General features: G+C 74.7%; 25 protein-coding genes. 7 read left to right on the top strand and 18 right to left on the bottom strand.

Going from position 1 to position 26,205, the window contains the following annotated elements; all coding sequences use genetic code 11:
• Positions 1 to 103: 103 nt before the first annotated feature.
• The 5 genes from Actkin_RS15070 to Actkin_RS15090 all read right to left on the bottom strand — a co-directional run bounded on the left by Actkin_RS15070 (position 104) and on the right by Actkin_RS15090 (position 7,571).
• Entirely contained in the window at positions 104 to 1,027 is a 924-nt protein-coding gene (locus Actkin_RS15070; protein ID WP_258907688.1) for a TAXI family TRAP transporter solute-binding subunit, read from the bottom strand.
• A 41-nt stretch (positions 1,028 to 1,068) separates the two neighbouring features.
• Positions 1,069 to 2,436, bottom strand: a complete 1,368-nt coding sequence (locus Actkin_RS15075; protein WP_258907689.1) for a HAMP domain-containing sensor histidine kinase — start codon at positions 2,434 to 2,436, stop codon at positions 1,069 to 1,071.
• Positions 2,437 to 2,445: 9 nt separating this feature from the next.
• The gene (locus tag Actkin_RS15080; protein ID WP_189214339.1) at positions 2,446 to 3,765 is read right to left on the bottom strand and encodes an Nramp family divalent metal transporter; all 1,320 of its coding nucleotides are present in this window, start codon (positions 3,763 to 3,765) and stop codon (positions 2,446 to 2,448) included.
• Between the two features lie 87 nt (positions 3,766 to 3,852).
• Complete coding sequence (locus tag Actkin_RS15085) at positions 3,853 to 4,515, bottom strand: response regulator transcription factor (RefSeq protein ID WP_258907690.1); 663 nt, start codon at positions 4,513 to 4,515, stop codon at positions 3,853 to 3,855.
• Between the two features lie 80 nt (positions 4,516 to 4,595).
• Positions 4,596 to 7,571 (bottom strand): AfsR/SARP family transcriptional regulator, encoded by a 2,976-nt coding sequence (locus Actkin_RS15090; RefSeq protein WP_258907691.1) that lies wholly within the window; start codon positions 7,569 to 7,571, stop codon positions 4,596 to 4,598.
• Positions 7,572 to 7,818: 247 nt separating this feature from the next.
• On the opposite strand from Actkin_RS15090, the gene Actkin_RS15095 reads away from it, so the two are divergent.
• Positions 7,819 to 8,058: a hypothetical protein gene (locus Actkin_RS15095; protein ID WP_189214342.1), complete on the top strand. Its 240-nt coding sequence runs from the start codon at positions 7,819 to 7,821 to the stop codon at positions 8,056 to 8,058.
• On the opposite strand, the gene Actkin_RS15100 is transcribed toward Actkin_RS15095, so the two are convergent.
• A complete protein-coding gene (locus Actkin_RS15100) occupies positions 8,055 to 8,984 on the bottom strand; it encodes a hypothetical protein (RefSeq protein ID WP_258907692.1) in 930 nt (309 codons plus the stop codon). The genes Actkin_RS15095 and Actkin_RS15100 overlap by 4 nt on opposite strands.
• A gap of 116 nt (positions 8,985 to 9,100) precedes the next feature.
• Here Actkin_RS15100 and Actkin_RS15105 point away from each other — a divergent pair, with 116 nt between their 5' ends.
• The gene (locus Actkin_RS15105; protein ID WP_189214344.1) at positions 9,101 to 9,457 is read left to right on the top strand and encodes an MmcQ/YjbR family DNA-binding protein; all 357 of its coding nucleotides are present in this window, start codon (positions 9,101 to 9,103) and stop codon (positions 9,455 to 9,457) included.
• A gap of 153 nt (positions 9,458 to 9,610) precedes the next feature.
• Complete coding sequence (locus Actkin_RS15110) at positions 9,611 to 9,964, top strand: MerR family transcriptional regulator (RefSeq protein WP_189214345.1); 354 nt, start codon at positions 9,611 to 9,613, stop codon at positions 9,962 to 9,964.
• A 137-nt stretch (positions 9,965 to 10,101) separates the two neighbouring features.
• Here the strand turns inward: Actkin_RS15110 and Actkin_RS15115 are convergent, their stop codons facing one another.
• From Actkin_RS15115 to Actkin_RS15150, 8 genes are all read right to left on the bottom strand, one after another.
• Entirely contained in the window at positions 10,102 to 11,100 is a 999-nt protein-coding gene (locus Actkin_RS15115; protein WP_258907693.1) for an aldo/keto reductase, read from the bottom strand.
• A 46-nt stretch (positions 11,101 to 11,146) separates the two neighbouring features.
• Entirely contained in the window at positions 11,147 to 12,379 is a 1,233-nt protein-coding gene (locus Actkin_RS15120) for a protein kinase domain-containing protein (protein WP_258907694.1), read from the bottom strand.
• Positions 12,380 to 12,448: 69 nt separating this feature from the next.
• Positions 12,449 to 14,461, bottom strand: coding sequence for a transglutaminase TgpA family protein (locus Actkin_RS15125; RefSeq protein WP_258907695.1), 2,013 nt, complete (start codon positions 14,459 to 14,461; stop codon positions 12,449 to 12,451).
• Positions 14,458 to 15,576 (bottom strand): DUF58 domain-containing protein, encoded by a 1,119-nt coding sequence (locus Actkin_RS15130; RefSeq protein ID WP_258907696.1) that lies wholly within the window; start codon positions 15,574 to 15,576, stop codon positions 14,458 to 14,460. The genes Actkin_RS15125 and Actkin_RS15130 overlap by 4 nt, the downstream gene beginning before the upstream one ends.
• Positions 15,573 to 16,532, bottom strand: coding sequence for an AAA family ATPase (locus Actkin_RS15135; protein WP_189214350.1), 960 nt, complete (start codon positions 16,530 to 16,532; stop codon positions 15,573 to 15,575). The genes Actkin_RS15130 and Actkin_RS15135 overlap by 4 nt, the downstream gene beginning before the upstream one ends.
• Positions 16,517 to 18,556 carry a fibronectin type III domain-containing protein gene (locus Actkin_RS15140; protein WP_258907697.1) on the bottom strand — a complete coding sequence of 680 codons (2,040 nt, stop codon included), beginning with the start codon at positions 18,554 to 18,556 and terminating at the stop codon, positions 16,517 to 16,519. The genes Actkin_RS15135 and Actkin_RS15140 overlap by 16 nt, the downstream gene beginning before the upstream one ends.
• Before the next feature lie 41 nt (positions 18,557 to 18,597).
• Complete coding sequence (locus Actkin_RS15145) at positions 18,598 to 19,848, bottom strand: sensor histidine kinase (RefSeq protein WP_189214352.1); 1,251 nt, start codon at positions 19,846 to 19,848, stop codon at positions 18,598 to 18,600.
• Positions 19,845 to 20,504 (bottom strand): response regulator transcription factor, encoded by a 660-nt coding sequence (locus Actkin_RS15150; RefSeq protein ID WP_229787821.1) that lies wholly within the window; start codon positions 20,502 to 20,504, stop codon positions 19,845 to 19,847. Before Actkin_RS15150 ends, Actkin_RS15145 begins: the two co-directional genes overlap by 4 nt.
• An 89-nt stretch (positions 20,505 to 20,593) precedes the next feature.
• Between Actkin_RS15150 and Actkin_RS15155 the strand changes: the two genes are divergently transcribed.
• The 3 genes from Actkin_RS15155 to Actkin_RS15165 all read left to right on the top strand — a co-directional run bounded on the left by Actkin_RS15155 (position 20,594) and on the right by Actkin_RS15165 (position 22,702).
• On the top strand, positions 20,594 to 21,355 hold the full coding sequence (locus tag Actkin_RS15155; RefSeq protein WP_189214353.1) for an AfsR/SARP family transcriptional regulator: 762 nt from the start codon (positions 20,594 to 20,596) through the stop codon (positions 21,353 to 21,355).
• A 70-nt stretch (positions 21,356 to 21,425) separates the two neighbouring features.
• Positions 21,426 to 22,034 (top strand): helix-turn-helix transcriptional regulator, encoded by a 609-nt coding sequence (locus tag Actkin_RS15160; RefSeq protein ID WP_189214354.1) that lies wholly within the window; start codon positions 21,426 to 21,428, stop codon positions 22,032 to 22,034.
• 17 nt (positions 22,035 to 22,051) lie between these two features.
• Entirely contained in the window at positions 22,052 to 22,702 is a 651-nt protein-coding gene (locus tag Actkin_RS15165; RefSeq protein WP_258907698.1) for a response regulator transcription factor, read from the top strand.
• Here Actkin_RS15165 and Actkin_RS15170 read toward each other — a convergent pair.
• Positions 22,699 to 23,226, bottom strand: a complete 528-nt coding sequence (locus tag Actkin_RS15170) for a hypothetical protein (RefSeq protein ID WP_258907699.1) — start codon at positions 23,224 to 23,226, stop codon at positions 22,699 to 22,701. The two genes, Actkin_RS15165 and Actkin_RS15170, sit on opposite strands and share 4 nt — an antisense overlap.
• Before the next feature lie 70 nt (positions 23,227 to 23,296).
• Positions 23,297 to 24,061: an SDR family NAD(P)-dependent oxidoreductase gene (locus Actkin_RS15175; RefSeq protein ID WP_258907700.1), complete on the bottom strand. Its 765-nt coding sequence runs from the start codon at positions 24,059 to 24,061 to the stop codon at positions 23,297 to 23,299.
• Positions 24,062 to 24,138: 77 nt separating this feature from the next.
• On the opposite strand from Actkin_RS15175, the gene Actkin_RS15180 reads away from it, so the two are divergent.
• The gene (locus Actkin_RS15180; protein ID WP_258907701.1) at positions 24,139 to 25,284 is read left to right on the top strand and encodes an MFS transporter; all 1,146 of its coding nucleotides are present in this window, start codon (positions 24,139 to 24,141) and stop codon (positions 25,282 to 25,284) included.
• Here the strand turns inward: Actkin_RS15180 and Actkin_RS15185 are convergent, their stop codons facing one another.
• Both Actkin_RS15185 and Actkin_RS15190 read right to left on the bottom strand, forming a co-directional pair.
• Positions 25,285 to 25,719 carry a DUF4383 domain-containing protein gene (locus Actkin_RS15185; RefSeq protein ID WP_258907702.1) on the bottom strand — a complete coding sequence of 145 codons (435 nt, stop codon included), beginning with the start codon at positions 25,717 to 25,719 and terminating at the stop codon, positions 25,285 to 25,287.
• A gap of 64 nt (positions 25,720 to 25,783) precedes the next feature.
• Positions 25,784 to 26,158 carry an SSI family serine proteinase inhibitor gene (locus Actkin_RS15190; RefSeq protein ID WP_258907703.1) on the bottom strand — a complete coding sequence of 125 codons (375 nt, stop codon included), beginning with the start codon at positions 26,156 to 26,158 and terminating at the stop codon, positions 25,784 to 25,786.
• Positions 26,159 to 26,205: the final 47 nt, after the last annotated feature.

Here is a 26,205-nt window from a genome sequence, read left to right on the forward strand (position 1 = left end):
GCGGGCTCCACAGGCATGCCAGGACCGGACCCGGGGAGCAGGAGCTGCTGGTCCGGATCAGTGGTCCGGGCGGATCGCTGACGTTCCGGCCGCTCCGGTCCTCCTATCGGCGCAACTCGCGGTAGGCGGCGGCCGCGCCGGGGTGCAGGCGGATGCCGCTGGTGACGATCAGGGAGCGCAGGTCGAGGTACTGGGTGCCGAGGGCGGACGGGGGGATCAGGCGGGGCGCGCTCCGCACGAGGGTGCGGGCGACGGCGGCGGCGACGGCGTCGGGCAGGTCGGGAGTGGTCACCAGGAGGTTCGCCACGCCGACCGTCTCGACCGGGCGCGTCGCGCCGTAGCTGCCCGCGGGCACAGTCACGCGGTGATACGCCGGGTCGTGGTCGGCGCGCAGCGCGGGCAGGTGGTCGGTGAGGTCGATGAGCCGGATGGGGTGGGCGGCGGCGAGTTGGGTCAGCGCGGGCGTCGGCACGCCGCCGGACCACAGCAGCGCGTCGACGCGCCCGGAGCCGAGGCGTTCGACCGCGGTGGCGAGCGTGTTGTGCTCTATCGCCGCGGCCACGTCGGCCGCGTCGAACAGCCGGGCGCCGAAGATGGCCGCGCCCGACCCGTCGGCGCCCAGCGACACCCGCCTGCCCGCGAGATCGGCAACCGAGGCGACCGGGCTGTCCGCGAGCACGACCAGCTGCATGTAGTTCTCGTACACCCGCCCGATCGCCCGCAGCGGCAGCGGTTCGCCGAACCCCACCCGTCCCTCCGCGGCGCCGCGGGCGATGTCGGCGAGCGCGAGCGCGAGGTCCGCCCCGCCTGTCCGCAGGAGCCCGAGGTTCTGCGCCGACCCCTTGGTGCCCACCACGATCGCGCCGAGCGCACGGTCCAGCTGCCCGGCGAGCAGCTCGGCGAACTCCACGTAGAACCCCCCGCGCTCACCGGCGGCGATCCGCAGGGTTCGGGCGGGCCCGGCGTACTCCCCGCTGCCGCATCCGGCGATTCCCGCCGCGATGGCGCCCGCGCCGAGCCGCAGCACCGCCCTCCGCGTAGGGCCACCTGTCCAGCTGCGCTGCGGGTTCACGCCTGCGCCTCCGGAAGTTCGATGTGGACGGTCAGGCCGCCGCCGGTGGTGACCGCGAACCGGCCGCCGCGGGCGGTGATGAGGCGTTCGGCGATGGCGAGGCCGAGACCCGAGCCCGCTGTCGCGCGGGCGGCCGGGCCGCGCCAGAAGCGCTCGGTCAGCCGGGGCAGCTCCGCATCGGCCACGCCGGGGCCGTCGTCGGCCAGCTCCAGCTCGACGACGCCGTCGCGCGCCCGGCCGGACCAGCGGATCGTCGCGCCAGCGCCCGCGTGCTTGACGGCGTTGTCCAGGATCACGTCGATCACTTGGGCCAGCTCGCCGTCGGCGCAGCGCACCGGCAGGGACGTGGGCGGGTCGGGCGGACCCGCCATGGTCACCCCGGCCGCCGTGGCGGCCGCCTGCCAGGCGTCGAGCCGTTCGGCGATGACCGTGACGGCGTCGCAGCGCGCGTCCGCGCCGGACGCGGCCAGGTCGGTCGCGGTGCTGTCGGCGCTCGCCAGCGCCAGCATGCCGTCCAACAGGGCCTCCAGCCGGTCGAACTCGGTGAGCATCGAGCGCTGGACCGCGCCGTCGGCCAGGCCGTCGACCCGCAGCCGCAGCGCGGCCATCGGGTTGCGCAGCTGGTGGGCGATGTCGGCGACCAGCCCGCGCTGGGCCTGCGCCGACGCGGCCAGCGCGTCGGACATGCGGTTGAACTCCCCGGCCAGGCCGCGCAGCTCCGGCGGCCCGGCCACGACGTCGACGTGCGGGTGCTCGCGGCCCTCGGTCATCCGGTGCATGGCCCGCGCCAGCTGGTCCACCGGCAGCAGCACCCACCGGGCGACCCGGAAGACGACCACCACGACGGCCGCCGCCGCGACCAGCGAGGCGAGCAGCACGAGCGCCCACCGCACCGCGATGTCCTCGACGGCCGGGCGCACGGACGTCCGCAGCACCACCGCGCCGGACACCCGCACCCCGGTGCCGACCGCGTGGCTGACCAGCACGTCGCCGCCGGACCACGGCCGCAGGTCGGCGGGCGCTGGTCTGGGCTGGTTGCGCAGGGCAGCGTCGACCGCGGCGGCCACGTCCGGCTCGGCCGCGCCCATCCCCTCGGCGACGACGACCGCGCGCCGCGCGTCCACGACCACCACGCCGTCGCCGAAGAGGTCGGCGTGCGCCCGCACCTCGGCGCGCAGTTGGTCGGTCGACCCGCCCGCCAGCGCGGGCTGGGCGAGCGCGGCGAAGCGGGCGGCGTCGGCGGTGCGGGCCATGGTGAACTCGTAGGTCCGGTTCGCCGCCGTGCTGGCCAGCAGCGGCACCGCGAACCCGGCGACGGCGAGCACCGAGAACACGAGCAGCACGATGAGCAGACGGCGGCGCATCGGACCGGCTCAGCCGAACCGCTCGACCAGATCGGCCACCAGCAGCACCAGGAACAGCGCCGACGACGCCCCGAGCACGACGTTCGACAGCGGCCCCGACCGCCCGTCCGCGGCGATCCGCCGCGAGTTGAGCAGCAGCATCAGCGTGATCGCCAGGAACGGCATGAACACCGAGCCGAGCACGCCGTAGACGAGGGTCAGGGCGAACGGGCGGTCCAGGAACAGCAGCGCCATCGGCGGGAACGTCAGCCACAGCAGGTAGCCGCGGAAGGGCACCGACCGCTCGGCGGCACCCGCGTGGTAGCCCTTGCCCGTGCCGGGCTCGTCGCCCACCACGGCCTCGACGACGGCGAGGTCGGCCTCCGCGCGGCGGCCGTGCGGGAGCCGGATCGTGCGCGTCCAGTCGGCGAACAGCAGGCTGACGCCGTTCCACACGCCCAGCAGCGAGGTCGAGGTGACCGCGAGGAAGCCGATGAGGAACAGCAGCCGCGCCCAGTCGCCGTACCGCTCGCCCAGCGCGGTGCCCAGCACCAGCAGGCCGCTGTCGGACTGGGTGAGGTTCTGTCCGAAGAGGATGGTGGAGCCGACGATGAGCATGGACACCACGAACACGCCGGTCATGAGGTAGCCGACGGCGTTGTCCAGCCGCATCATCGACAGCCAGCCGGTGCCCTTCCAGCCCTTGGCGAACATCCAGTAGCCGTAGGCGGCCATGGTGATCGTGCCGCCGACACCGCCGATCAGGCCGAGCACGTAGACGGTCGAGCCCTCGGGGAGGCGGAAGGCCAGCCCGCTGAGCACGTCGCCGAGGTCGGGCGCGACCAGGACCGCGATCGAGACCACCGAGACGAACTTGATCAGCACCAGCACGGTCATGAACTTCTCGAACACGTGGTAGCGCTGCGCCCACACCAGCACCAACCCGACCGCGCCCGCGATCATCGCCCAGTACCGCACCGACAGCCCGCCGAAAAGCGCGTTCAGCGGCAGCCCCACCGCCGACATCGCCGTCGCGCCGTACACGAAGCCCCAGAGGACGATGTAGACGCCGAAGAAGCCCGTCGCCCAGCGGCCCAACCGCCGCCAGCCGTCCAGCAGCGTCGTCCCTGAGGCCAGGTGCCAGCGCCCGACGCCCTCGCCGAGGCCGAGCTTGAGCACCGTGCCCAGCAGGGCGGCCCACAGCAGGACCGTGCCGTACTGCGCGCCCGCGACCATGGTGGCGACCAGGTCGCCCGCGCCGACGCCGGTCGCCGCGGCGAGCAGGCCGGGGCCGAGTCCGCGCAGTTTCTTCCTGCCTGTCGGTGGGGTGACCGCGTCCGTGGTGACCATGGCTCCGCTCCTCGTCGCGCCGGGAATGCCTGTGGCGGGGGACTGTAAGGGGACGTGACCGCGGTCTCAGGCGTCCTTAACACCGCCTTAAGTCATTCCGCCCAACCGGTACCCGAACCCGCGGACCGTGGCGAGCAGCCCCGGGCGGCCGAGCTTGGTGCGCAGCGAGGTCAGGTGCACGTCGAGCGAGCGCGAGACCCCGGGCGCCGCGCGCCCCCACACCTCGTCGAGCACCTGCTCGCGGCTCACCGCCACGCCCGCCCGCCGGGCCAGCACCGCGAGGATGTCGAACTCCTTGGCGGTCAGCGCGACCTCCGCGCCCGCGACCGTCACCCGCCGGGCGTCCAGCTCCACCCGCACGTCGCCGACCTCGACCGCCGTGCGCGCCGCCGTCGGACCCACCGCCCGGCGCGCGACGGCGTCGATGCGCGCCAGCAGCTCCCGCAGCCGGACCGGCTTCACCAGGTAGTCGTCGGCGCCCAGGTGCAGCCCGCGCACCACGTCCCGCTCGGCGCCGAGCGCGGTCAGCACGAGCACCGAGACGTCGGACGCGCGGCGCAGGTCCCGCAGCACGTCGAGCCCGTCGCCGTCGGGAAGCACGAGGTCGAGCAGCACGAGGTCGACCTCGCACCGCAGCTCCGCCACCTCCGCCGCCGTCGCCACCCGCAGCACGCCGTGCCCGCGCGCCCGCAGGGCGTCCACGACCGCCGCGGCCACGCCAGGGTCGTCCTCGACCACCAGGATGCGCATCCCCCCATCATGCCGACGGGGGCAACCCCGAGCGCTCACCCCACCCGGTGGCCGGTCCCTGACGGGCTGACGGTGACGGCTCACTCCTCTATGGACACCGCCCCGGCCGACAGGGCGGCGCGGACCTCGTCGGCCTCGGGGACGCCGAGGTCGGCGTAGATCTCCAGCGCCCGCCGCCAGTGCGCGCGGTCGTCGCGGCCGAGCGCGGCGCCGATGCCGTGGTGGGCGCGTCCCTGCTGGTACCGGTCGGGGATGGCCAGCGCCAGGTCGAGGGCGGCGCGGTGCGCGGCAAGCGCCTCCTCCGGGTCGCCGACGGCGAGGTGGACCGTGCCCAGGTCGTTGAGGACCGTGCACTCCTCGCAGCGGTCGCCGACCTCGCGCGCGATGGCCAGCGCCTGCCGCAGGTGGGCCAGCGCCGTGTCGTGGTCGCCCAGGGCGTTGTGGACCATGCCGAGGTTGGCGAGCACCTGCCCTTCCCGCTCGCGGTCGCCGAGGTCGCGCATCAACGCCAGCGCGGTCTGCTGGGCGGCCATCGCCTCGGCGTGGTCGGCCATGCGGGTGTGGATGATGCCGATGTGGATCAGGGTCGCGCCCTCGAGCCAGCGGTCGCCGAGCTCGCGGATCAGGGCCAGGGCGCGGGCGCAGTGGTCGAGGGCCTCGGGGTAGCGGCCGATCCGCTCGTAGGCCAGGCCGAGGTTGCTCAGCGTCGTCGCCTCGCCGCGCCGGTCGCCGAGGTCGAGGCACAGGTCCAGGTCGCGCCGGTGGTGCTCGATCGCCTCCGGGTACCGGTCGGTCTGGTAGAAGATCAGGCCCATGTTCCCGAGCACCGCGGCCTCGCCGCGCTGGTCGCCGAGCGCGCGGTAGAGGTCGAGCGCCCGCTGGTAGTGCTCCAGCGCCTCCGGGAACCGGCGCGCCTGCCACTGCGCGGTGCCCAGCGCCTTCAGCGTGACGGCCTGCGCGGACCGGTCGCCCAGCGCTGTCGCCGCGGTCATGGCGAGGTGGTGGGTGGTGATCCAGTCGTGCAGGTGGCCGCGCTGGAAGTAGAACCGCCACAGCGCCATCGGAAGCTGCCAGGCGTGCTTGTGCCACCCGTGCTCGGCGGCGTGCCGCACGACCTCGGCGAGGTTCGCGCGCTCGCCGTCCAACCAGGACAATGCGGCGGTCCGGTCGGCCAGCGCCGGGACGTGGTCGGGCGGACGGGTCGGCTCCACGGGGTGCGCGTGCGGACCCAGGTGCTCGGTGGCCGCGGCGGCGGTGTGCAGGTGGTAGTCGAACAGCCGGGTCAGGGCTGCGGTCAGCTCGGGCTCCGGGATGCTCTGGCGGGCCAGCGCCCCGGCGTGGTGGCGGAGCAGGTCGTGGAAGCGGTACCGGCCGGGCGCGGGTTCGGCCAGCAGGTGGACGTCGACCAGGGCCTCCAGCATCCGGTCGGCGTCCTCCGGCCGCGCGCCCGCCAGCGCGGCGGCGGCGTGGACGTCGAAGTCCGGGCAGGGCGAGATGCCCAGCAGGCGGTACAGCCGCCCCTGGTCGGGCGGGAGCTGGCGGTAGGACAGCTCGAACATCGCGGCGACACCGCGGTCGTCGGCGTCCAGTTCCGATAATCGCTGGTGCCCCAGCGCCAGCCGGTTGGCCAGGTGGCGCACGGACCAGGTCGGGCGGCTGCGGAGCCTGCCCGCGGCCACCCGGATGGCCAGCGGGAGCCGCCCGCACAGCCGGACGACCTCGGCCACGGCGTCGGGTTCGCGCTCGGCCCGCTCGGCGCCCACGATCCGGCCGAACAGCGCCACCGCGTCCGCGGTCGGCAGCACGTCCAGGGACAGGACCCGGGCGGCGGGCAGGTCGATCAGGCTGCGCCTGCTGGTGATCAGCGTCAGGCAGCCCGCGCCGCCCGGCAGCAGCGGACGGACCTGCGCGCTGTCGGCCGCGTCGTCGAGCACCACGAGCATCCGGCGGTCGGCCACCTCCGCGCGCCACAGCGCCGACCGCTCGGCCTGGTCCGGCGGGATGCGGTCGGCGGGGACGTCGATCGCGCGCAGCAGGGTCTCCAGGGCGTGCATGGGGTCGGTCGCCATCCCGTCGGGCACGTGGCCGCGCAGGTCGACGAACAGCTGCCCGTCGGGATACCGGGCGGCCAGCCGGTGGGCCACGTGCACGGCCAGGCTCGTCTTGCCGATGCCCGCCATGCCGTCGATCGTCTCGATCACCATGGCCGTGCCCGCCGGGTCGTCCGGGATGGCGGCGAGCAGCTCCTCGAGCTCGGCCGTGCGCCCGGTGAAGTCGGCGAGGTCGCCGGGCAGGTCGTTGCGCCGCGTCCTGGCCACGACGCGGGCGGGGGCGCCGATCTCGCCGCGCAGCATCGACTCGTGCAGCGCGCGCAGCTCCGGGCCGGGGTCGACGCCCAGCTCCTCGGCGAGCAGCCCGCGCACCTGCTCGAAGTGGCCCAGCGCCTCGGCCTGGCGGCCCGCCCGGCACAGGGCCAGCATGAGCTGGCAGGCCAGCCGCTCGTCCAGCGGGTGCTCGGCCGCGGCCACCAGCAGGTCGGGGAGCACGGCGGCGTGCTCGCCCTCGGCGAGCGCGGCGTCGTTGCGGTCCAGCATCGCGGTGAACCGTTCCCGCGCCAGCGTCTCCCGCAGGCCCGCGAGCCACGGCGTGTCGAGGGCGCCGAACGGCTCGCCGCGCCAGAGCCCCAGCGCCTCGTCGAAGAGGGCGGTCGCGCCGTCGGCGGCGCGGGCCCGGCACACCAGGGCGCGGAACCGGTGCAGGTCGACAGCGTCCGGGTCGACGATGAGCGCGTACCCGCCGCGGCGGCGCTCCACGGTCACCTCGTCCTCCGGCAGCACCCGCCGCAGGCGCGACAGGTAGCTGTAGAGGGTGTCGCGCCCGCGCAGCGGCGGCTCCGCGCCCCACGCGCGGTCGAGGAGGGCGTCGACCGAGACCACCCGGTTGGCCTCGACCAACAGCGTGACGAACACGCACTGCTGCCTGGCGTGGCCCAGGTCGATCGGTCCGCCGTCGGCGACCGCCTCGACCGGGCCGAGCACCCGAAACAGCACACCCATCGCTGACACCCTTCCCGCACGCCGACGGCCTCCCCACCGGAATACCAGCTTGGGCTGGGGATTCCAGGCCTTTCGCAAGATTCGTCCGCCACGATGTCGGCATGGGTGGCGCAGGCGGGGGACGGCCGTACCGCCATCCGCCGGGGGAAGGGGCCGCGGTGGCGTTCGCCCACCGCGGCCCGGCGTCAGGAGGAGAGATGGAAGTGCGAGTCCGCAGGCGGCCCTGGACGATGCTCAGCCTGTCGAGATGACGCACTGCCAGCCGGTGGTGGGCGGTCGGCCGCCCGCCACCGGCTCCGCGTGGCAGCGCGCGATCGCCGTGGTCCTGGTCGTGCTGTCCGGGGTGGTGCTGGTCGCGTCGACGTGGCCGGGCGCGGTCCGACGGGCCGATGGGGGTGCGCCCGGCCCGTCCCCGGTGGTCCACGGGGCGCACGCGGACTGCCCGTCAGCGGCGGCCGGGGACCATCTGCGGGTGTTCTCGCCCTAGACGCAGCGCCATAGGCCGCTGCGGGTGGCGCTGCCGACCCGGTAGTCGCTCACGATGGCGTTGTCGTCGGTGATGTCCAGGACGTGGCTGCGCGCGGGCGCGGGTGACGTCACGTGCTCGACACCGCCGTTGCGCCAGACCGCCACGGTGCCCGCGGTGTGGACGCCGACGATGTCGCCCGCCGCGTTCACCCCGGTGGGGACGCCGTCGGGGACGCGCCGCACGAGCCGGCCGGTCAGGTCCCACTCGACGATGGTGTACGGGCTTGCGGCGCCCTGGTAGCCGACGATGCGGCCGTCCTCGTAGGCGGACGGCAGGCCGCCCTGCAGCTGCCAGGAGGTCCCGTCGGCGTTCACCACCCGACCGGTGGACAGCACCACCCGGCCCGCGTCATCGATCCCGCGCGGCGACGCCTCACCGAGGTCGACGTACCCGCCCGGGGCGTCGACCGGCCACCGCAGGGTGTTGACCTGGGCGCCGCCGAAGAACAGCCTGCTGAAACCGACCACGTCGCCCGCCCGGTTGATGTCGGTGGGCACCGACACCCAGCTGCCCCGACCCGGGAGGAACTGGTAGACGCCCTCGGCGTACCGCCACGCGGTGTGGCTGCCGTCGTTGCCCGCCCACCGGCCCGCGATGACCCCGGAGGCGTTGACCGCTGCCGGATAGTTCGACCCGGCTCCCTTCCCCGGCGGGGTGGGCAGGACCCGGGGAACACCGTCGCGCCAGACGACGCCTTCCCGGTGATCGGTCTTCCACACGGTTCCGACGACCAGCCCCGCACCGGCGTGCGCGGTCGCGGTGGCGTGGGAGTACCCGGCGGGAGCGGGCAACTCGGTCACCGTCCACGCGCACCCCGCCGCCGCTGCCGTCCGCGGAGCCGCGACCAGCCCGAGCGCCAGGACCACCACCGCGATCAGCTTCATACCCGGCACGCTGCCACCCCCGGTTGACGCGCCCGGCACATCCGCCTGATGTCCACCGGTCGGCGTTGTCGGTGGCGCCCTCTACGCTGGCCCGCGAGCGACCGATGTGAGGGGACATGCCTGCGACCAGCGCCGACTTCCAGTTGATGGTGGACTCGCTCGTCGACGTCGAGTGTCGGCAGGGCGGGGAGTACACCTCCTACAGCGTCCGCGGCAGGCGGTTCGGGTACTACTGGCCGCGCACGCAGACCGTGGGGCTGAAGCAGACCCTGTCCGAGCAGCGGGCGCTGGTGTTCGAGCGGCCCGACGTGTTCGAGGAGCAGTTCACCTCCGGCGGCTTCGGCTGGGTCGTCGTCCACCTCGACCGCGTCGAGACCGACGAACTGCACGAGCTGGTCTACGAGGCGTGGCGGCTCTCCGCGCCCGAGGACCTGGCGGACGCCTCACCGCCGCCCTGGGAACAGGCATCCTGATCCGGTGAGCCGAGGCCGTCTGAGCCCGAGGAGCTGGCGGACGCCTCACCGCCGCCCTGGGAACAGGCATCCTGATCCGGTGAGCCGAGGCCGTCTCAGCCCGAGGAGCTGGCGGACGCGTCGCTGCCGCCGTGGAGCAGGCATCCTGATCCGGTGACCGAGACCCTCCCACCCAGCGAGGCCGCCCGCCGCACCGGCCTCACCCTCGACGCGCTGCGCTACTACGAGCGCGAGGGCCTGATCGGCCCCATCGGCCGCACCGCGGGCGGCACCCGCCGCTACACCCCCGACGACGTCGCCTGGATCGGCATCGTCACCTGCCTGCGCGACGCGGGCCTCGGCATCGACGAGCTCCGCCGGTTCACCACGCTCCTCAGAGGCGAGCACGAACCAGCCGACCGCGTCGCCTTCCTCCGCCGCAGACACGCCGAACTGGCCGACCAACTCGCCCGCACCCAGGCGGCCATGAAGGTCCTGGAGGACAAGATCGCCTACTACGGAGGCTGACGACCGCTCGAACTCGGCCAACTCGGTGCTCGTCAACGACCCGAACACCGCCGCGCCCGTGTTCCTCCACGTTCTGGCGTGTCGTCCGGGTGCCCGGGGCGGGCATCGTCGCCCTGCCCCGGGCGGTGATGGCGGTCTTAGCGGACGAGATCGCCTGCGACGGGGGCTGACAGCCGGTCGATCTCGGCCAGCTCCGCGCTCGTCAGCGGGCCGAACGCCATCGCGCCCGCGTTCTCCTCCGCCTGCCGCACCGTCCGGATGCCTGGGATGGGGATCGTCACCGGGCTGCGTGCCCAGAGCCAGGCCAGCGCTCCCTGGGCGAGGGTGCGTCCGCCACTCGTCAGCACGTCGCGGATCTGTGACAACCGGGTGAGCCACTGCTCGTTGGGCCTGCCGTCGCGGAAGTAGGCCATCCACTCCAGCCGCTGTGCCCGGACGTCGTCGTCCGGCAGGCGGTCGCCCGCGCGGAACATCCCGGTCAGCACGCCCATCCCCAACGGGCTGCGGGCGATGCTCGCCATGCCCGTCCGCTCGCACAGGGCGAGCATCTCCGGATCGTCCTGCATGACGTTGAGCGTGTGCTGGATGGCCGCGCAGGTCCCGGTTCCGGCGAAGCGGCGGGCGCGGTCGACGTCGTCGGTGCTCCACCCGTACGCGCGGATGCTGCCCTCGGCCACCAGGGACTCCAGCGTGTCGCGGACGTCGTCCGCCCGCGCCGGGTCGAGGTCGCCGACGTGCAGCTGGAACAGGTCGAGGTAGTCGGTGCCGAGCCTGCGCATGCTCGCCTCGCACGACGCGCGCACGTCCTCCGGCTCGACCGCCACGTCGAGGATCAGCCGCGCGGACTCGTCGATGCGGTGGCCGAACTTCGTCGCCAGCACGGCCTCCGAGCGCCGCCCGGCCAGCGCCCGGCCCAGCACCCGCTCGCTGTGCCCGGTCCCGTAGTTGGCGGCGGTGTCGAACAGGGTGACCCCCGCCGCCATCGCCGCGTGGATTGCGCGGACCGACTCGTCGTCGTCGACCGCGCCCCAGCCGACCTCCAGGTCCCCCAGGCGCATCGGGCCGCCGATGGCCCAGCAGCCCATGCCGAGCGCGCTGACCGCGATCCCGCTGTTCCCCACTGTCTTCGTCGTCATGGCGATTGACCGTAGGAACTGGTGCGCGCACCAGATCAAGCCCGAATCAGCCGGAGCAGACCGCGCCGCGGATGGGCTTGGGGTCGGTGACGTAGAAGTCCACGGTGTCCGAGCCCTGCACCGAGAAGCAGTACTTCAGCTTCGGGTCCACCGTCACCGTGTACGACGTGCGCGTGCCGACCAGCCGGTACGGCGCGGGGCCGCCGCCCTCCACCGCGACCCGGACCGCGAACTGCATCTCCCGGGTGGTGTGCCAGCGCAGTTCGACCCGGTCGCCGAGATCCTTGGGATCGGCCAGCTCCAGCCGGACCTCCGGCGCCTGCGAGGTCGTCGCCGCCGTGACGGGCTGGCGCGGCGGGACCGCCGACACCGCGGGCTCCCGTTGCACCACCATCGCCAGCACGACCGCCAGCACGCCGAGCACCACCACCGCTGCGGCCGCCAGGCCGTACCGCGGCCCACGGGGCGGCGGCGGGGGAGTCTCGGACGGCTCCTCGGCGGCGACCGGGACCGCGACCGGGCCGGTGTCGGCCAACTGGTCGGCGACGGCGGCGGCGTCCAGCGTGCGCTGCGCCGCGCCGGGCGCGAGCAGCCGGGCGATGAGGGTGGCCAGCGCGACCGGCACGTCCGGCCGGTGGATCGCGGGCACCGGCTCGCCGAGCACGCGCAGCACCCGCTGGCCGGGCTGCTCGCCCAACCTGCTCGGGTACGGCGACTGCCCGGTGAGCGCGAAGTGCAGGACCGCGCCGAGCCCGTAGAGGTCCGAGCGCTCGTCGCGCACGCCCGTGCGCAAGGTGTCCGGGTAGGTGTACTCGACGCCGTGCATGGGATCGCGGGTGAACGCGTCGCGCAGGACGGTGCCGAAGTCCGCCACCGCCGGTTCCCCGGACGGCCGGATCAGGATGTTCGTCGGGGTGATCCCGCCGTGCACGACCCCGACCGCGTGGGCGGCGGCCAACGCGCCCGCCACGGCCGCGCCCAGGATGACGACGTCGTCCACCGGCAGCCCGCCGGTCCGCAGGACCCGGTCGGCCAGCGACTCCGCGCACAGCGGCAGCCGCAGCGCGTGGCGGCCGTCGGGGAGCCGGGTCACCTCCTCCACGGCCAGGATCGCCCGGTTCGGCGGCAGCGCGGCCTGCTCGCGGGTGAACGCCGCCAGCGTCCGCCGGTCGAACCCGCGCGGGAACACCTTGAACGCGGCGGGCTCGCCGTCATGGGTCCCGGAGTAGACCGTGGCGACGGGCCCGTGGCCGATGGGGTGCAGCCCATCGTCGGACATCGCCACCTCCTCCACTCGTCGCCATCGTAGAACCGGATGCCGCCCGTCCGGCCGTGCGGCAGGTTGTTGTCACGGCCGCAGCGCGGCCCGCATTCGGGCCGGGGCCGGGAGCCCACGGCGGATCCGCCGGACCACGGCCCACGCCCGCGCGGTGTGCTCACCGGGCCGGCCTGACCACAGCGCCTCGTCGACGATCGCGGCCAGCTCGTGCAAAGCGTCCACAAGAGACTGATCGGGCGCCGTGCGCGCCAGGTCCCGAACGGTCATGCCCGGCGCGGTCGGGACACCGCAGGCGCGTATCAGGTCCCGTGCCTCCAACCAGGCGCCCGGAACGCCCATGCGGCGTCGCCGCCACCGCCGGACTGCGGCCGCGACAGGCATCGCGAGCAGCGCCAACAGCAGGAGAGCGCCGAGCGCGAGCACCACGGGGAGCACCGGGAACGCGCCGCCCGGCTCCTCCGCCTCCGCAACGGGGGTGGGCTCCAACTGAGGCTCGGGCAGTTCGGACGCGGGCGGCAGCACCTCCCGGGCGCGTTCGGCCGCGGCGGCCAGCCCCGGTCCGCCCGCCGTGGTGCGCGCGGACCGCGTCGGGTCCAGCGGGACCCAGCCGACGCCCTCCACCGCCACCTCGGGCCAGGCGAGCACATCCCCGTTGCGCACCGTCACCGTGCCCGCCTCGGCAGCGCCCCGGTACCCGACGACCAGGCGCGCCGGGATGCCCAACGCGCGCGCCAGCACGACGTACGCCGCGGCGAACTGCTCGCTGGTGCCGCGCTTGACGCGCCGGAACTCCTCCAGGTGCCGCCACGCGCTGCCGGTCGGCAGGTCCGCCCCGCGGGCCAGCCGGAACCCGTCGCGGAAGTACTCCTCCAGGGCGAGCGCCGTCTGGAACGTCGGCCGCAGGTCGCCGACGGCCTCCCGCGCCCACTCGGCCGCGCCCGCCGGAACGGGCCCCTGCTCGGGGATGCGGTCGGCGGCGTCGGCGTCGACCGCGGCGGCCAGCAGGGCGGTCGCGTCGACCGCGGGCTCCCGCCACGTCAGCCGGTAGGCGAGCGCGCGGTCGGCGCCGGGGACGAGCAGCATCCCGCCGTCCTCGTCCACCAGCGGCGCCACCCCGGACACGGCGACCGGGAGCGGCTGACTGGGCAGCTCGCCCTCCGGCTCGGGCACCTCGACGTCCGCGCTGCGCTCCACGACCGGGCCGTCGACGCGCGGGTCCAGTTCCGCGCCCATGCGGCGGTAGTCGGGGCTGGCGGTCCACGTGCCGCCGTCGAACCGGTCGTAGACCGCTGTCCGCCACCGGTCGACGGGGTGCGCCGCCGTGTAGGTGAAGACGGGCTCGTCGGGATCGATCAGCCGCCCGGCCAGTTCGGCGAGCGGGCTGACCGTGCGGACCGGCGGGACCACGCCGCGGTCGGCCTGCAGGCGGTACGGCTCCCGGTCCAGCGGGTCGAGCACCCCGGCGAGCAGCGCGCCCGCCAGCGCGAACACGACGGTCGGGACCACGACCAGCGACCGCCGCGCCGACCACGACCCGGACGTGACCCCCAGCAGCGTGGCCACGACAGCGGCGTAGGCGAGCGCGGACACCGTCGCCGCGGCCCCGTCCGCGGCCTGGTACGCCTGGCTCAGCGCGACGACGGCGAGGCTCGGCAGCACCGCGAGCAGCGGCCTGCGCAGCGCCTCGATCCCGAGCACGGCCGCGGCGAGCACCGCCAGCGGCACGAACAGCAGCAGTTCCGGGTCGTCGCGGGCGGGCCAGGTCGACTGGAGCGTGAGCTGCCAGGACTCGGCGAGCCCCGCCGACAGCGCCCGCACCGTCGCGCCGGTCGGCACGCCCGCCGCCGTGGTGTCCCACAGCACCGTCTCCACGACCGCGAGCAGCCCCGCGGCCAGCGCCACCACCGGACGCCAGGGCACCAGGACCGGTGCGCGCGCGCACAGCTCGAAGACGGCGTAGACGACGGCCACCACGGCCATGATCGGCACGAGCAGCGGGCCGACCCCGAACACGGGCGCGAACAGCAGCCCGGCCCAGGCCGCGGCCAGCAGCACGCACCCCACCGCGACGCGGGTCCTCATCCCGCGACCACCGCGTTCCACCGCCGAGCCGCCTCCGCCGCGTCCGCCGCCGTCAGCACGCGCGCTCCCGGCATGCCGACCGTCCCACCCCCGACAACGACCACCACGGTCATCGGATACCGCAGCCGCGCGATCGCCACCCGGTCGTCCGCGTCGAGCCGCGTGGTCACCACCGCGAGGCAGCCGCCGGAGCCGCCCAGCGTCGGCGGGACCAGCGGCCCGTCGGCGGCCGACGGTTCGAGCACGCACAGCGCGTCGAGGAGCTGCCGGGTCGCCTGGATACCGCCCCAGGTCGGGATGTCGACCCCGCACGGCGTGACCAGCCTGCAGCGGTGGTCGGCGCCCGCCGACGCCGCGAGCAGGGACGCGGTGAAGTCCACCGCCTCCTCGAACCCGTCACCCGCCGACCGGGTGTCCAGCAGCGCGGTGAACCTCGGCTGCTCGGGGTCGAGGTAGTCCCTGATCATCAGCCGCCCGGTCCGCGCCGTGGCCTTCCAGTGCAGGTGGCGCACCTCGTCGCCCACGACGTACTCGCGGACGTCGCGCACGTCCAGCGACCCGTGCGGGGACCGCTCGGTCGTGCGGCCGTCGTGGTGGTGCCGGGGATGCCCGGTGACCACGGCCCGCACGGGATGGACCCGGGGGTGCACCCACAACGTCGTCGTGTCGCCCGCGGTCACCCGGCTGCGGCCCAGCCCCAGCGGGTCCGTCCGCTCCAGGGTCAGCGGCCCGACCTCATGCCGTCCTCTTCGGACGGTCGGCAGCTCGTAGTGGTAGACCGCCTCCCCGCCCGGCGGCAGCGGGCGCACGGCGACGGTGTGGAAGCCCGAGCCCACCCGGTCGCCCGCGACGAACCCGGCGTGCCGACGCGAGCCGGTGCCGCGCACCCGCAGCCGGGCGAACGCGGGCCGCCCCCGCTGCACCCGGTCGGGGTAGACCTCCCGCACGACCTCGACGCGCACGCGCCCCCGCGTGCTGACGAAGGCGGCGGCCACCGCGCCGAGCCCGACGCCCGCCAGGACGCGCAACAGCGGATAGCCGAGCAGCACCCCGGCCGTCCCCACCCCGACCGCGGCCACGAGCAGCGCGACACCGCGCGGTGTCAGCCGGGTCACCGCGCCGGGGAGGTGGGCGCGGGGGTGGCGGCCAGGACCTCGGCGACGATGTCGGCCGGGGCGCGCTGGTTCAGCTCGGCGTCCGGGGTGAGCACCAGGCGGTGGGCCAGCACCGGCTCGGCCACCTCCTTGATGTCGTCCGGCGTGACGTAGCCGCGGCCGTGCGTGGCCGCCACTGCCTGTGCTGCGCGGACCAGCGCGATGCTCCCGCGCGGGCTCGCGCCGTAGCGCAGCGCGTGGTGCTCGCGGGTCGCGGCGGCCAGCCGCGCTGCGTACTCGCACACGGCGGGCTCGACGTGCGTGGCCCGCACCTGCGCCACGGCCGCGCGCAGCGCGTCGGGGTGCACGACGGGGGAGAGCTCGTCCGGGCCGACGCCCGCGCAGTCGCTCATGATCACCAGGACCTCGGTCTCCAGGTCCGGGTAGCCCACCGACAGCCGCATGAGGAACCGGTCGAGCTGCGCCTCGGGCAGCCGGTAGGTGCCCTCCATCTCGATCGGGTTCTGCGTGGCGATCACCAGGAACGGGCGGGGCACGTCGTGGCGGACCGAGTCCACGGTCACCGTCCGCTCGGCCATGACCTCCAGCAGCGCCGACTGCGTCTTCGGCGTTCCCCGGTTGATCTCGTCGGCCAGCACGACGTTGGCGAACACCCCGCCGGGGTGGAACTCGAAGCGCTCAGCGCCCTGGTGGTACACCTGCACGCCGGTGATGTCGCCGGGCAGCAGGTCCGGGGTGAACTGGATGCGCCGGTACTCGCCGCCGACGCTGCGGGCGAGGCAGCGCGCCAGCGTCGTCTTGCCCAGCCCGGGCACGTCCTCCACGAGCAGGTGGCCCTCGGCGAGCAGCGCCGCGATGGCCAGCCGCACCACCCTCGGCTTGCCGCGCACCACCGCCTGCACGTTCGCCGAGATCAGCCGGTAGACCTCGGCCGCGTCCGTCACCCTGACCTCCATGTGTACCGGGCCGATCTGGCCACGACCTCGCCGTCGAGGGTGGCCTCGACCCACACCTGCTCGCCGACGCCCTCGAAGGGGAACGCCTCGAAGTCCGCCTTGCCCTCGCCGTCGGTCGTCGTGCCGCGACCGGGATTGGTGTAGTCGCTGGTCGCGTACACCTCGACCTCGTAGTGGGTGTCCGGCTCGAAACCGGTCATGGTCACGAGCATGTACCCGCACTCGGGCACCTCGCAGCCGTCGTAGCCCTCGGTCCTGCCCCGGGTCACCGTGATGACCGGGCGCGGTGCCCGCACGACCGCGCTCGCCGCGGCGCCGTCGACGTTGCGCCCGTTCACCTCGGTCACCGCGCGCACGGCGAAGGTGACGTCCCGGTCGGTCGGCAGTCCACTGAGGACGACCGAGGTGCCGGTCACCGTCCGCGCCGCGACGCCCGTCGCGCTGACGCGGTAGTGCACGAACCGCCCGCCGCCCATCGCGGGCGCGGCCCAGGTCAGGGTGGCCTCGCCGGACGCGGCGTCGACCACGAGGTCGCGGGGCGCCGCCGCGGGGCCTGCCGGGACGACCGGGTTGGACTGGGTGCCGGGCCCGACGCCCGCGGCGTTGACCGCGGCCACGGTCAGCACGTAGCGCGTCCCGTTGGTCAGCCCGCCCGCCCGCGCCTGGCGGACGTTCGGCCCCACGGTGGTGGAGCCGCCCGGCCAGGAGACCCGGTACCCGGTGATCGGGCCGCGGTTGGCGGCCGCAGCCTGCCAGGTGACCGTCGCCGACCCGTCGCCCGCGATGGCCCGCACCCCCGGCGGCGCGCCCGGCGGGCTCGGCGGGGCCACCGGCGGCGGGATGCGCGTCGTCGGCTCGACCCGCGTCGGCGTCGTGGTCGTGACGGTGGTGGAGGTGGTGGTCGGGTCCTCGCCCGCGGTGGTCGTGTCCCGGGTCGGCGTCGTGGTCACGTCGACGCCGTCGACCGGCACGTCGGTGACGTCGCCGCCGCGGTCGACGATCACCACGTGCTCGCCCTCGCCGCCCTTGACGTAGAGCCTGCCGTCCTGGCCCGCGGCCAGGGTCGGCTCGCCGCCCTCGGGCGGCAGCGGCTTCCTCGTGCGCTCGGCGCCCGCCCCGTCGAACACCAGCAGCGTGTCGTCCTCCCGGTCCACCACGGCGAAGACCTCGCCGGTGGACGCCGGGGCGGTGTAGTCGCCGGGCGGGAGGTCGACGCTCGTCGGCGGGGCCGCCGCGCCCACGATGTGCACGCGGCTGTTGGCCGGGTCGAGGACCGCGACGCGCCCGGCGACGTCCGTCGCGGCGGGCTGCGCGGTGTCCGGCAGGTCGACGCCGAGCGGCACGGCCGCGCCGAGACCGCCGCCGTCGACGGCGTGCATGGCGTTGGCGGACAGGTCGAGGAACACCGGCTCGTCCGCGATCGTGGTGAGCGCGCCCGTCGCGCCCTGCGGCGTGGGGACAGAGCAGTCGGCCTCCGTGCTCTCGCCCGCCAGCCTGCACAGGCTGCTCGTCGCGCCGCGGTGGACCCACAGCGTGCCGTCGGCGGTGACCACCGGCCTGCTCAGCGGGCCCGTCAGCCGCACGTTGGCCTCGACCTCCCCGTACCGCACGATGATCCCCGCGTCGAGGTAGGCGAGGTACGGCCCGCCCGGCGCCTCCAGCGCCACCGGGGTCTCGTCGACCGGCGCGGGCACCGTCTCGACGACCTCCAGCTCGGCCTGGTTGAACCGGTGGATGTCGTCGCTCACCACGACGGCCGCGGTGTCGCCCTGCACGACCTGCGCGCCCGGCCCCGCGGCCACGTCGATCCGCGCGTCGATGTTCCCCGTGCCGCCGTCGACGTGGAACGCCGCGCCCATGATCGTGTTGTAGACCCAGTTGCCCGCGGGCAGGAACCGCACGCCGGGGACCCGGGACGCCGCGCCGGACACGGCGACCACGACCGCCCCCACGACGGCGACCACGGCCACGAGCGCGGGCACCCTGGCCCGGCGAAGCGACGATCTGGTGTCCCCCCGGTCCATGCCACAGAGGGTAATCCATCCGGTACATCCGCCGGACCGGGTCACCGCGGCGGCAGGACGAGCTCGAAGATCGCGCCGCCCTCGTCGGCGTTGTAGACGTTCAGCGCGCCGCCGTGCGCCTGCGCCACCCAGCGGACGATCGCCAGGCCGAGGCCGGTGGAGCCGCTGCCGGTGCGGAACCGGTCGAACACCTCGGCCGCCAGCGCGGGGTCGACGCCGGGGCCGTGGTCGGCGACGGTGACCCGCCCGCCCGCGACGGTGATGTGCACGACCGCCTTGGCGTAGGGCTGGCGGCCGTGGCGCAGCGCGTTGTCCAGCAGGTTGCCGATCGCGCGCTGCACGAGTCCCGGGTCGGCCATCACCTGGGTGGGGGCGGCGGTCAGGGTGATCGACGCGCCGTCGGCGGGCGTCTCGTCCACCACGACGGACACCAGCTGGTCGAGCCAGATCGGCTGGATCGCGAGGTCGTCGACGCCCGCGGCGAGCCGGGCGCGCACCAGCAGGCTGTCGATGATCCCGCCCATCCGGCCCGCGAGGCGGACGGTGCGGGGGAGCAGTTCCGGGCTCTGCTCCGGGTTGCGCAGCGCGCTCTCGGCCAGCGCCCGCAGCGCCGCGATCGGGGTGCGCAGGTCGTGCGCGGTCTCGGCCAGCAGCACCTCCTGCTGGCTCAGCGCGGTGACCGCCGGCTTGATCGCCCGCCCGGACAGCACGTGCCCCGCCCCGGCGAGCAGCAGCAGCGTCAGCAGGCAGCCGCCCGCGACGAGCAGTGTGAACCCGTCGTGCCGCGCCTCCTCGGCCTCGGCGTCGGCCCACGCGATCACCGCGCCGATGTACTGGCCGGTCGGGGCGCGGACCGGTTCGGCGAACAGCAGGACGAGGTCGCCGTCGACGTCGTGCTCGTACGCCGACAGCGTCTTGTCCACGTCCACCGCCTCGCGCGCGTAGCCCGCGAGCGTCGCCGCGGGCACGTCCGGGCACGGGGCCGGGCTGGTGTAGGTCGGGAAGGTGGCCGCGCCCGCGCTGACCACGGCGAACCTCGGGCACCGGTCGTTGAGCGTGTCCTTCTTGACCTCGCTGAAGTGCATGGTGCCGTCCACGTAGACGAGCAGCCTGCTGATGACGCTGGTGACCCGGTGCAGCTCGGCGTCGATGCGGTCGCGCCCCCGGTCGCGGTCGGTGTCGACGATGACCACCGCGAGCACGATCAGGCCCGCGGTGTTGAGCACGGTGAACAGGACCGTGAGCACCAGCCGCAGCCTGCGCAGCCGGTCGGCGGCGGAGCGGGGCCTCACGCGGTGGCCAGCCGGTAGCCGCGGCCGCGGATGGTGTGCACCAGCCCGGGTTCGTGCAGCTTGTCCCGCACCCGCTTGATCACCTTGTCGACCACATTGGACATCGGGTCGGTGCCGTCGTCCCAGCAGTGCTCGATCAGCTCGCTGCGGGTCACCACCTGCTCGGGGCGGATCGCCAGGTACTCGAGGACGGCGAACTCCTTGCGCGACAGCGAGATCAGCGTGCCCGCGCGGCGCACCTCCCGGCGGGCGCAGTCGACCTCCAGGTCGGCGTACCGCAGCACCGGGGGCCGCGCGCCCGCGCGCCTGCACAGCATCCGCACGCGCGCGGCCAGCTCCGCCATGGCGAACGGCTTGACCAGGTAGTCGTCGCCGCCGTGGGCGAAGCCGTCGACCCGGTCGCCGACGGCGGCCAGGGCGGTCAGGAACAGCACCGGCGTCGTCCAGCCCCGCTGCCGCCCGGCGCGCACGAAGTGCAGGGCGTCGCCGTCGGGCAGCATGCGGTCGAAGACCACGCAGTCGTAGGCCGCGGCCCGCAGGGCGAGGTCGGCCTCGCCGATCGACCGCGCCGCGGTGACGACGGCCCCGTGCGCGCCGAGTTCGGCGCAGACGGCGACCCGGAGATCCTCGTCGTCCTCGACGACCATCACCCGCATGGCGTGCCCCAGAGTGTCATCGAATCCTCATATCTCCTGGTCGATCGTAGGGGCAGCACGGCGTGACGACGCCGACGGATGGAGGAGTGATGCTGTTCCACGTGCTCGGCCCGGTCGAGGTCCGCACCCCGGAGGGGGTGGTGCTCGACCAGCGCGCCCGCAAGCCCGCCACCGCGCTGGCCACGCTGTTGGCGCACGCTAACGCGTGGGTGCCGACCCCTCGGCTGATCCGGGCGATCTGGCCGGAAACGGCCACGCCGACGTCCGTCGAGGCCAACCTCAAGACCTACGTCTGGCGGCTGCGGCGCACCCTGCCCGCCCCGGCCTGCGGCGTGCGCATCGACAGCCGTCCCGGGGCCTACCGGCTGCGCGTGGACCCGGGCGAGCTGGACTCCGAGGTGGCAGCGTGCCGGGCGGCCGAGGCGCGGCAGGCGGCGCGGCGCGGCGATCACGCTGCCGCGGCGGCGCTGTGCCGCCAGGCGCTGGGACTCTGGCGCGGCGAGCCGTACGGCGGGCTGGCCGTCGCCGAGCCGCTGCTGCCCGAACTCGACGAGCTGCGCTGGGCACTGCGCTCGGCGTACGCCGAGGCGTGCGCCGCCCTGGGCCGGGTGCGCGAGGCCGACGCCGCGCTGCGCGAGCTCACCGACGACGACCCGCTGCGCGAGGAGCCCTGGGCGCGCTGGGTGCGGCTGCTGACCGACGCGGGCCGCGCGAGTGCCGCGCTCTCGGTCTACGCCAGGGCCCGCGCGGTGCTCGCCGAGGAACTCGGCGTCGAGCCCGGCCCCGCCCTGCGCGCCGCGCACGCCGCCGCGCTGCGCTCGACCGCCCGCGACCCGGCCCGCGTCGCCTGACCCCGCCCGCCACCGACCGAATGGAGCACACGATGTCCGACGCACGCACGGCTTGTCCCGGGAGGCAGGCATGAGCGTCCTCGCCCTCGACCCGCCCGTCTCCCGGCACACCGGGGTCGACGCGCTGCTGGCCACCGCGGACCGCGAGGTCCTGCTCATGACGTCCACGGCCCCCGCGGTGCGCCGCGTCGACCAGGCCAACCTGCGCCGCGGCGTCCGCTACCGCGTCCTCGCCCCCGACCAGGCCCGCACGGCCACCCTCCAGGCGCCGCGGCTGGCCGCGCTGTCCGTCGCCGGGGCCGCCACCCGCACCGTGCCCGACGTCCCCGCCGACGTGGTGGTCATCGACCGCGCGGTCGCGATCCTGCCCGACGGGGTGTTCCGCCTGCCGAGCGTCGTCACCGCGGTCATGGGTCTGTTCGACCGGGTCTGGGCGGCGGGGACCCCGCTGCTGGCCGACGACCTGCCCGACGACGGCGACCTCGGCCCGCGCGAGCGCGAACTGCTCGGGCTGCTGTGCGCGGGCTGCACCGACGAGACGGCCGCGGCGCGGCTGGGCGTCTCCGTGCGGACGGTGCGGCGCATGGTCGCCGACCTGATGCACCGGCTCGGCGCGCGCAGCCGCTTCCAGGCCGGGGTGAAGGCCGCCGACCGGGGCTGGCTGAGCGCGGCGGGGTGATCCACTACCGTGAGGCGGTGCGCATCCTGGTCATCGAGGACGACGCCGACCTGCGGCTGGCGGTCAGCAGCGCCCTGCGCGGCGCGGGGTTCGCCGTGGACGCCGTGGCCGACCTGCCCGCCGCCGACGAGGCGCTGGCCGTCAACGCCTACGACTGCGCCGTCTTCGACCGCATGCTCCCCTCCGGCGACGCGCTGGGCTACGTCCGCGCCCGCCGCGTCCCGGCGCCGGTGCTGTTCCTGACCGCGCTCGACAGCATCGCCCACCGCGTCGAAGGGCTCGAACACGGCGACGACTACCTCGTCAAGCCGTTCGCGCTGGACGAGCTGATCGCCCGCGTGCGCACCCTGTGCAGGCTCGGCCCGACCATGGCGCACGCGCCGCTGCGCTGCGGCGACCTGGAGATGGACGTGGCCCGCCACCAGGTCCGCCGGGGCGCCGTGCTGCTCGGCCTGACGGGCAAGGAGTTCGCGGTCCTGGAGCACCTGCTCGCCCACCAGGACCGCGTGGTCACGCGGGACGAGCTGCTCGCAGGCGTGTGGGACGCCGTGGTCCGGCCGGAGTCCAATGTGCTCGATGTGACGCTGTCGAGCCTGCGGCGCAAGCTGGGCGACCCGCCGGTGATCCACACGGTGCCGCGGGTCGGCTACCGCGTCCTGCCCGGCTAGACCTTCGCCACGTCCAGCACGGCCGCGCCGCCGTCGACGCCGAGCAGGTCGATGCGCAGGTTGTTGAGGATCGTGCCGCCGGACTGTCCCAACTCGACGGTGAACGCGGTGTTGTGGGCGGACATGGTGCAACTCTGCAGGCACGCGCCGCGGAAGCTGTTGCCGGTCGACTCGCCCGCGAGCGTGACCCGCGCGCCGTCGATGGACTGGACCCGGACCCCGCCGACGCCGGTCCCGGACGGGATCGGCACGGCGCCGCCCTCCGCCACCCGGATGCCGTCCGGGGCGGCGGCCGTCGTGGTCGGCTTGGTCGTGGTCGGCTTGGCGGTGGTCGACTGGGTGATCGGTTCGCTGGTGGTCGGGTCGGTGCTCGTCGGGGTGGTCCACGGGCGTGTCGTGGGCTGTGGGGGAGGGGTGGTCTGCGTGTCGGCGTGGGCGGCGAAGAGGTCGGGGATGGACCGGTCGCCGCAGCCTGCCAGGAGCAGCGTGGTCCCGGTGAGCAGCACTAGGCAATGACGGCGCATGGGTCGACGGTGCCACGCTTCGGCCGCGCCCACCGGCACACGGCCGGAACCGGCCACCGGTCGGGTGACCTCACCCGGGCAGGGCGACCCCGGTGAGGTCCGCGCAGAGGGAGAGCAGCCGCTCCTGCACGGCGATGTCGTACGCGGCCGGGTTGGCGCGCAGTTCCCGGCGGCGCTTGTAGTAGCGGCCGGTCGCCGTCGCGTCGGTGGCGGTGGCCAGCCAGACCTGGGTCTCCGCGCCCTCGGGCAGCTCGTCGGTCGCGTCCGGGCCGCCCAGCCTCGTCTTGATCCAGCCCGGGTCGACCGCGTTGCTGAGCACGCCCGGCCACCGCCGTGCGACGGCGAAGGCCAGGACGACGTCGAGGAGTTTGGAGTCGGAGTAGGCCTGCATGCCGTCCCACGGCTTGCGCTCGTACTGCGGGTCGTCGAGGTCGGCGACGCCGACGGACTCCAGGCCGGAGGTGAGGTAGACCAGCCTGCGCGGCCGCGGCATGAGGGCGGTGAGCAGGTACGGGGCGAGCACGTTGACCTGGAACAGCAGCTCGATCCCGTCCTCGGTCACCGCCCGCTCGGCGCGTCCGCCGCCGAGTCCGGCGTTGTGGATCACGACGTCGAGCGGGCCGTGCGCGGCGGCGGCGTGGGCCAGCGCGCGGGTCTGGCGCAGCGAGGCCAGGTCGCCGACGACGCACACCGCGCCGGGCGCCGCGGTCCTCGCGTGCGCCGCGCGGTCCTCGTCCCGCGCGTGCAGCACCACGCGGTGGCCCGCGGCCGCCAGCGTCGCCGCCGTCTCCCGGCCGATGCCGTCCGCCGAACCCGTGACCAGCACGCTCGCCATGTGCGCTCCACCCCAATCCGGTTGCCGTCGGCCAGCCTACGGCGCATTGTGGGAACGCTCTCAACAAGGGGGAACGCGTGTCAGCACTCCAGGTCGGCCGGTCGTCGGCGGTCGTCGCGGTCGCGGCGCTCGGGTTGGCGCTGTTCACGCTGGTGATCACCGAGAACCTGCCGATCGGCCTGCTGCCGTTGATCGCAGCGGACCTCGACGTGTCGCTGACCGCGGTCGGCCTGCTGGTCACCGGGTACGCCGCGGTCGTGGTGGTCGCCTCGGTCCCGCTGACCCGGTGGGTCCGCCGCATACCCCGCCGCACGCTGCTCACCGGGCTGCTGACCGTCTTCGTGGCGGCGTGCTGGCTGTCGACCATCGCGCAGAACTACTGGCTGCTCATGGCGGCCCGGCTGGTGATCGCGCTGGTGCACGCGGTGTTCTGGGCCGTGGTGACGGCGACGGCGGCCGGGCTGTTCCCGGCCCGGGTGCGCGGCAAGGTGATCGCGGGGCTGTTCGCCGGGCCGTCGCTGGCGATGGTGGCGGGCGTGCCGCTGGGCACCTGGCTGGGCCAGCAGGCGGGCTGGCGGACCGCGTTCCTCGTGGTGAGCGCCGTCGGGCTCCTGGCGCTGGTGACGATCGCGGCGGCCCTGCCGAACGTGCGCCCGGAGGACAACCACGCCTCGACCGGCACGTCCCCGGACGCCCGGCGGTTCCGGATCCTCGTCGTCACCGTCGCGCTGGTGGTGACCGGCGTGTTCGCGCAGTACACCTACGTCACAGCGTTCTTCACGCAGGTGAGCGGGTTCGCCGAGGCGGCGGTCAGCCTGGTCCTCTTCGCGGGCGGCGCGGCAGGGGCGGTGGGAAACGTCCTCTCCGGCGCCGTCCTGGACCGCTGGCCGCGTGCCGTGCTGGTGCTCTCCGTGGCGCTGCAGGTGGTGGTGCTGTTGGGCCTCTACGCCTTCGGCCCGGTGAAGGTGGTCGCGGTCGGGTTGCAGGCGCTGTCCGGGTTCGCCATGGCTTTCATGGTGACGGCGTTGCAGAGCCGCATCCTGGAGGTCGCGCCGGGCAGCACGGAGGTGGCGTCGGCGGCCAGCTCGGCGGCGTTCAACGTCGGCATCGGCGGGGGAGCGCTGCTCGGCGGCGTCCTGCTGCCGCTGGCGGGCGTGCGCCCGATCGCCCTGGTGGGCGGCCTGGTGGCGGCGGTCGGCCTGCTGGTGCTGTCGCGCGAGTAGCTAGTGCTGCTCGCCCTCGAAGTCATGCGTGGCCCGGTTGGCCAGGGCGACCATCAGCACGCAGGCCAGCAACCCGAGCGCGTGCAGCACCAGCACCGGCCACCTGGCGCCCAGCGGGTCGTCCGGGTCGTCGGCGATGAGCGCCACGATGTCGTAGGCCAGCAGCCCGGCGAACGCGATCATCCCGAACAGCCCGGCCATCCGCGCCCCGTTGCGCAGCGCGGCGAACAGCGCGAGCGCGCCCATGATCAGGTGGATGACGCTGAGCAGCGTCGACCCCCCGAACGACACGTCGGTCCGATCCGCCGTGCCCTCCGGCACGGGGGCGAACCCGCTCAGCCCGATCTGGGCCAGCCCGATGATCCCGAAGGTCAGCAGGGCCGCACCCAGCAGCCCGCACAGCACGCGCGCCCCCGTGCCCCGACCGTTCCTCACGTGACCCTCAGCTCGTCGACTCACGACCCTGGAGTGCCCGCGATGCGGCCCCGCTAACCCCGCGTCAGATGTTCCAGAGCTGCCCGGCGCTGTTGGCGAAGACGCAGGTGTTGCCGTAGGTGCGGGTGTAGTCGACGATCCCGTCGCCATACCACCCGACCGCCCGAACCGTCACCGGCTCGTAGTGCATCGGACAAACCCGCGTCATCTCCCGATCGGCCGCCGCGATATCGCCGCTGGCGCCATACAGCTCCGCACAGGCCCCCTCGGGGTTCCGGTGCTGCCCACCAATGGGTGAACAGCTCAAGGATCCGACGGAGACGGTGTTGTCGTAATAGGTCACGCTCAACGCCAACCGAACCTCCGGCCCACTCTCGGCCAAAGCAGGCACAGCAGCCGCCACCAGCATGGATGCGGTGGCGGCGAGGATGCGGAACATCGTTCTCCTCAGGTTGTTCCGACAAGCGGCTGTCACCCCCGACATTA

Source organism: Actinokineospora sp. UTMC 2448, from assembly GCF_024760565.1.
Lineage (GTDB): Bacteria > Actinomycetota > Actinomycetes > Mycobacteriales > Pseudonocardiaceae > Actinokineospora > Actinokineospora fastidiosa.

Bases quoted from the DNA above. Each gene is read 5' to 3' on its own strand.
- Actkin_RS15075 (WP_258907689.1), bottom strand. From the start codon at position 2,436: ATGCGCCGCCGTCTGCTCATCGTGCTGCTCGTGTTCTCGGTGCTCGCC.
- Actkin_RS15080 (WP_189214339.1), bottom strand. From the start codon at position 3,765: ATGGTCACCACGGACGCGGTCACCCCACCGACAGGCAGGAAGAAACTG.
- Actkin_RS15085 (WP_258907690.1), bottom strand. From the start codon at position 4,515: ATGCGCATCCTGGTGGTCGAGGACGACCCTGGCGTGGCCGCGGCGGTC.
- Actkin_RS15090 (WP_258907691.1), bottom strand. From the start codon at position 7,571: ATGGGTGTGCTGTTTCGGGTGCTCGGCCCGGTCGAGGCGGTCGCCGAC.
- Actkin_RS15095 (WP_189214342.1), top strand. From the start codon at position 7,819: ATGACGCACTGCCAGCCGGTGGTGGGCGGTCGGCCGCCCGCCACCGGC.
- Actkin_RS15100 (WP_258907692.1), bottom strand. From the start codon at position 8,984: ATGAAGCTGATCGCGGTGGTGGTCCTGGCGCTCGGGCTGGTCGCGGCT.
- Actkin_RS15105 (WP_189214344.1), top strand. From the start codon at position 9,101: ATGCCTGCGACCAGCGCCGACTTCCAGTTGATGGTGGACTCGCTCGTC.
- Actkin_RS15115 (WP_258907693.1), bottom strand. From the start codon at position 11,100: ATGACGACGAAGACAGTGGGGAACAGCGGGATCGCGGTCAGCGCGCTC.
- Actkin_RS15120 (WP_258907694.1), bottom strand. From the start codon at position 12,379: ATGTCCGACGATGGGCTGCACCCCATCGGCCACGGGCCCGTCGCCACG.
- Actkin_RS15125 (WP_258907695.1), bottom strand. From the start codon at position 14,461: ATGAGGACCCGCGTCGCGGTGGGGTGCGTGCTGCTGGCCGCGGCCTGG.
- Actkin_RS15135 (WP_189214350.1), bottom strand. From the start codon at position 16,532: ATGGAGGTCAGGGTGACGGACGCGGCCGAGGTCTACCGGCTGATCTCG.
- Actkin_RS15140 (WP_258907697.1), bottom strand. From the start codon at position 18,556: ATGGACCGGGGGGACACCAGATCGTCGCTTCGCCGGGCCAGGGTGCCC.
- Actkin_RS15150 (WP_229787821.1), bottom strand. From the start codon at position 20,504: ATGCGGGTGATGGTCGTCGAGGACGACGAGGATCTCCGGGTCGCCGTC.
- Actkin_RS15155 (WP_189214353.1), top strand. From the start codon at position 20,594: ATGCTGTTCCACGTGCTCGGCCCGGTCGAGGTCCGCACCCCGGAGGGG.
- Actkin_RS15160 (WP_189214354.1), top strand. From the start codon at position 21,426: ATGAGCGTCCTCGCCCTCGACCCGCCCGTCTCCCGGCACACCGGGGTC.
- Actkin_RS15170 (WP_258907699.1), bottom strand. From the start codon at position 23,226: ATGCGCCGTCATTGCCTAGTGCTGCTCACCGGGACCACGCTGCTCCTG.
- Actkin_RS15175 (WP_258907700.1), bottom strand. From the start codon at position 24,061: ATGGCGAGCGTGCTGGTCACGGGTTCGGCGGACGGCATCGGCCGGGAG.
- Actkin_RS15190 (WP_258907703.1), bottom strand. From the start codon at position 26,158: ATGTTCCGCATCCTCGCCGCCACCGCATCCATGCTGGTGGCGGCTGCT.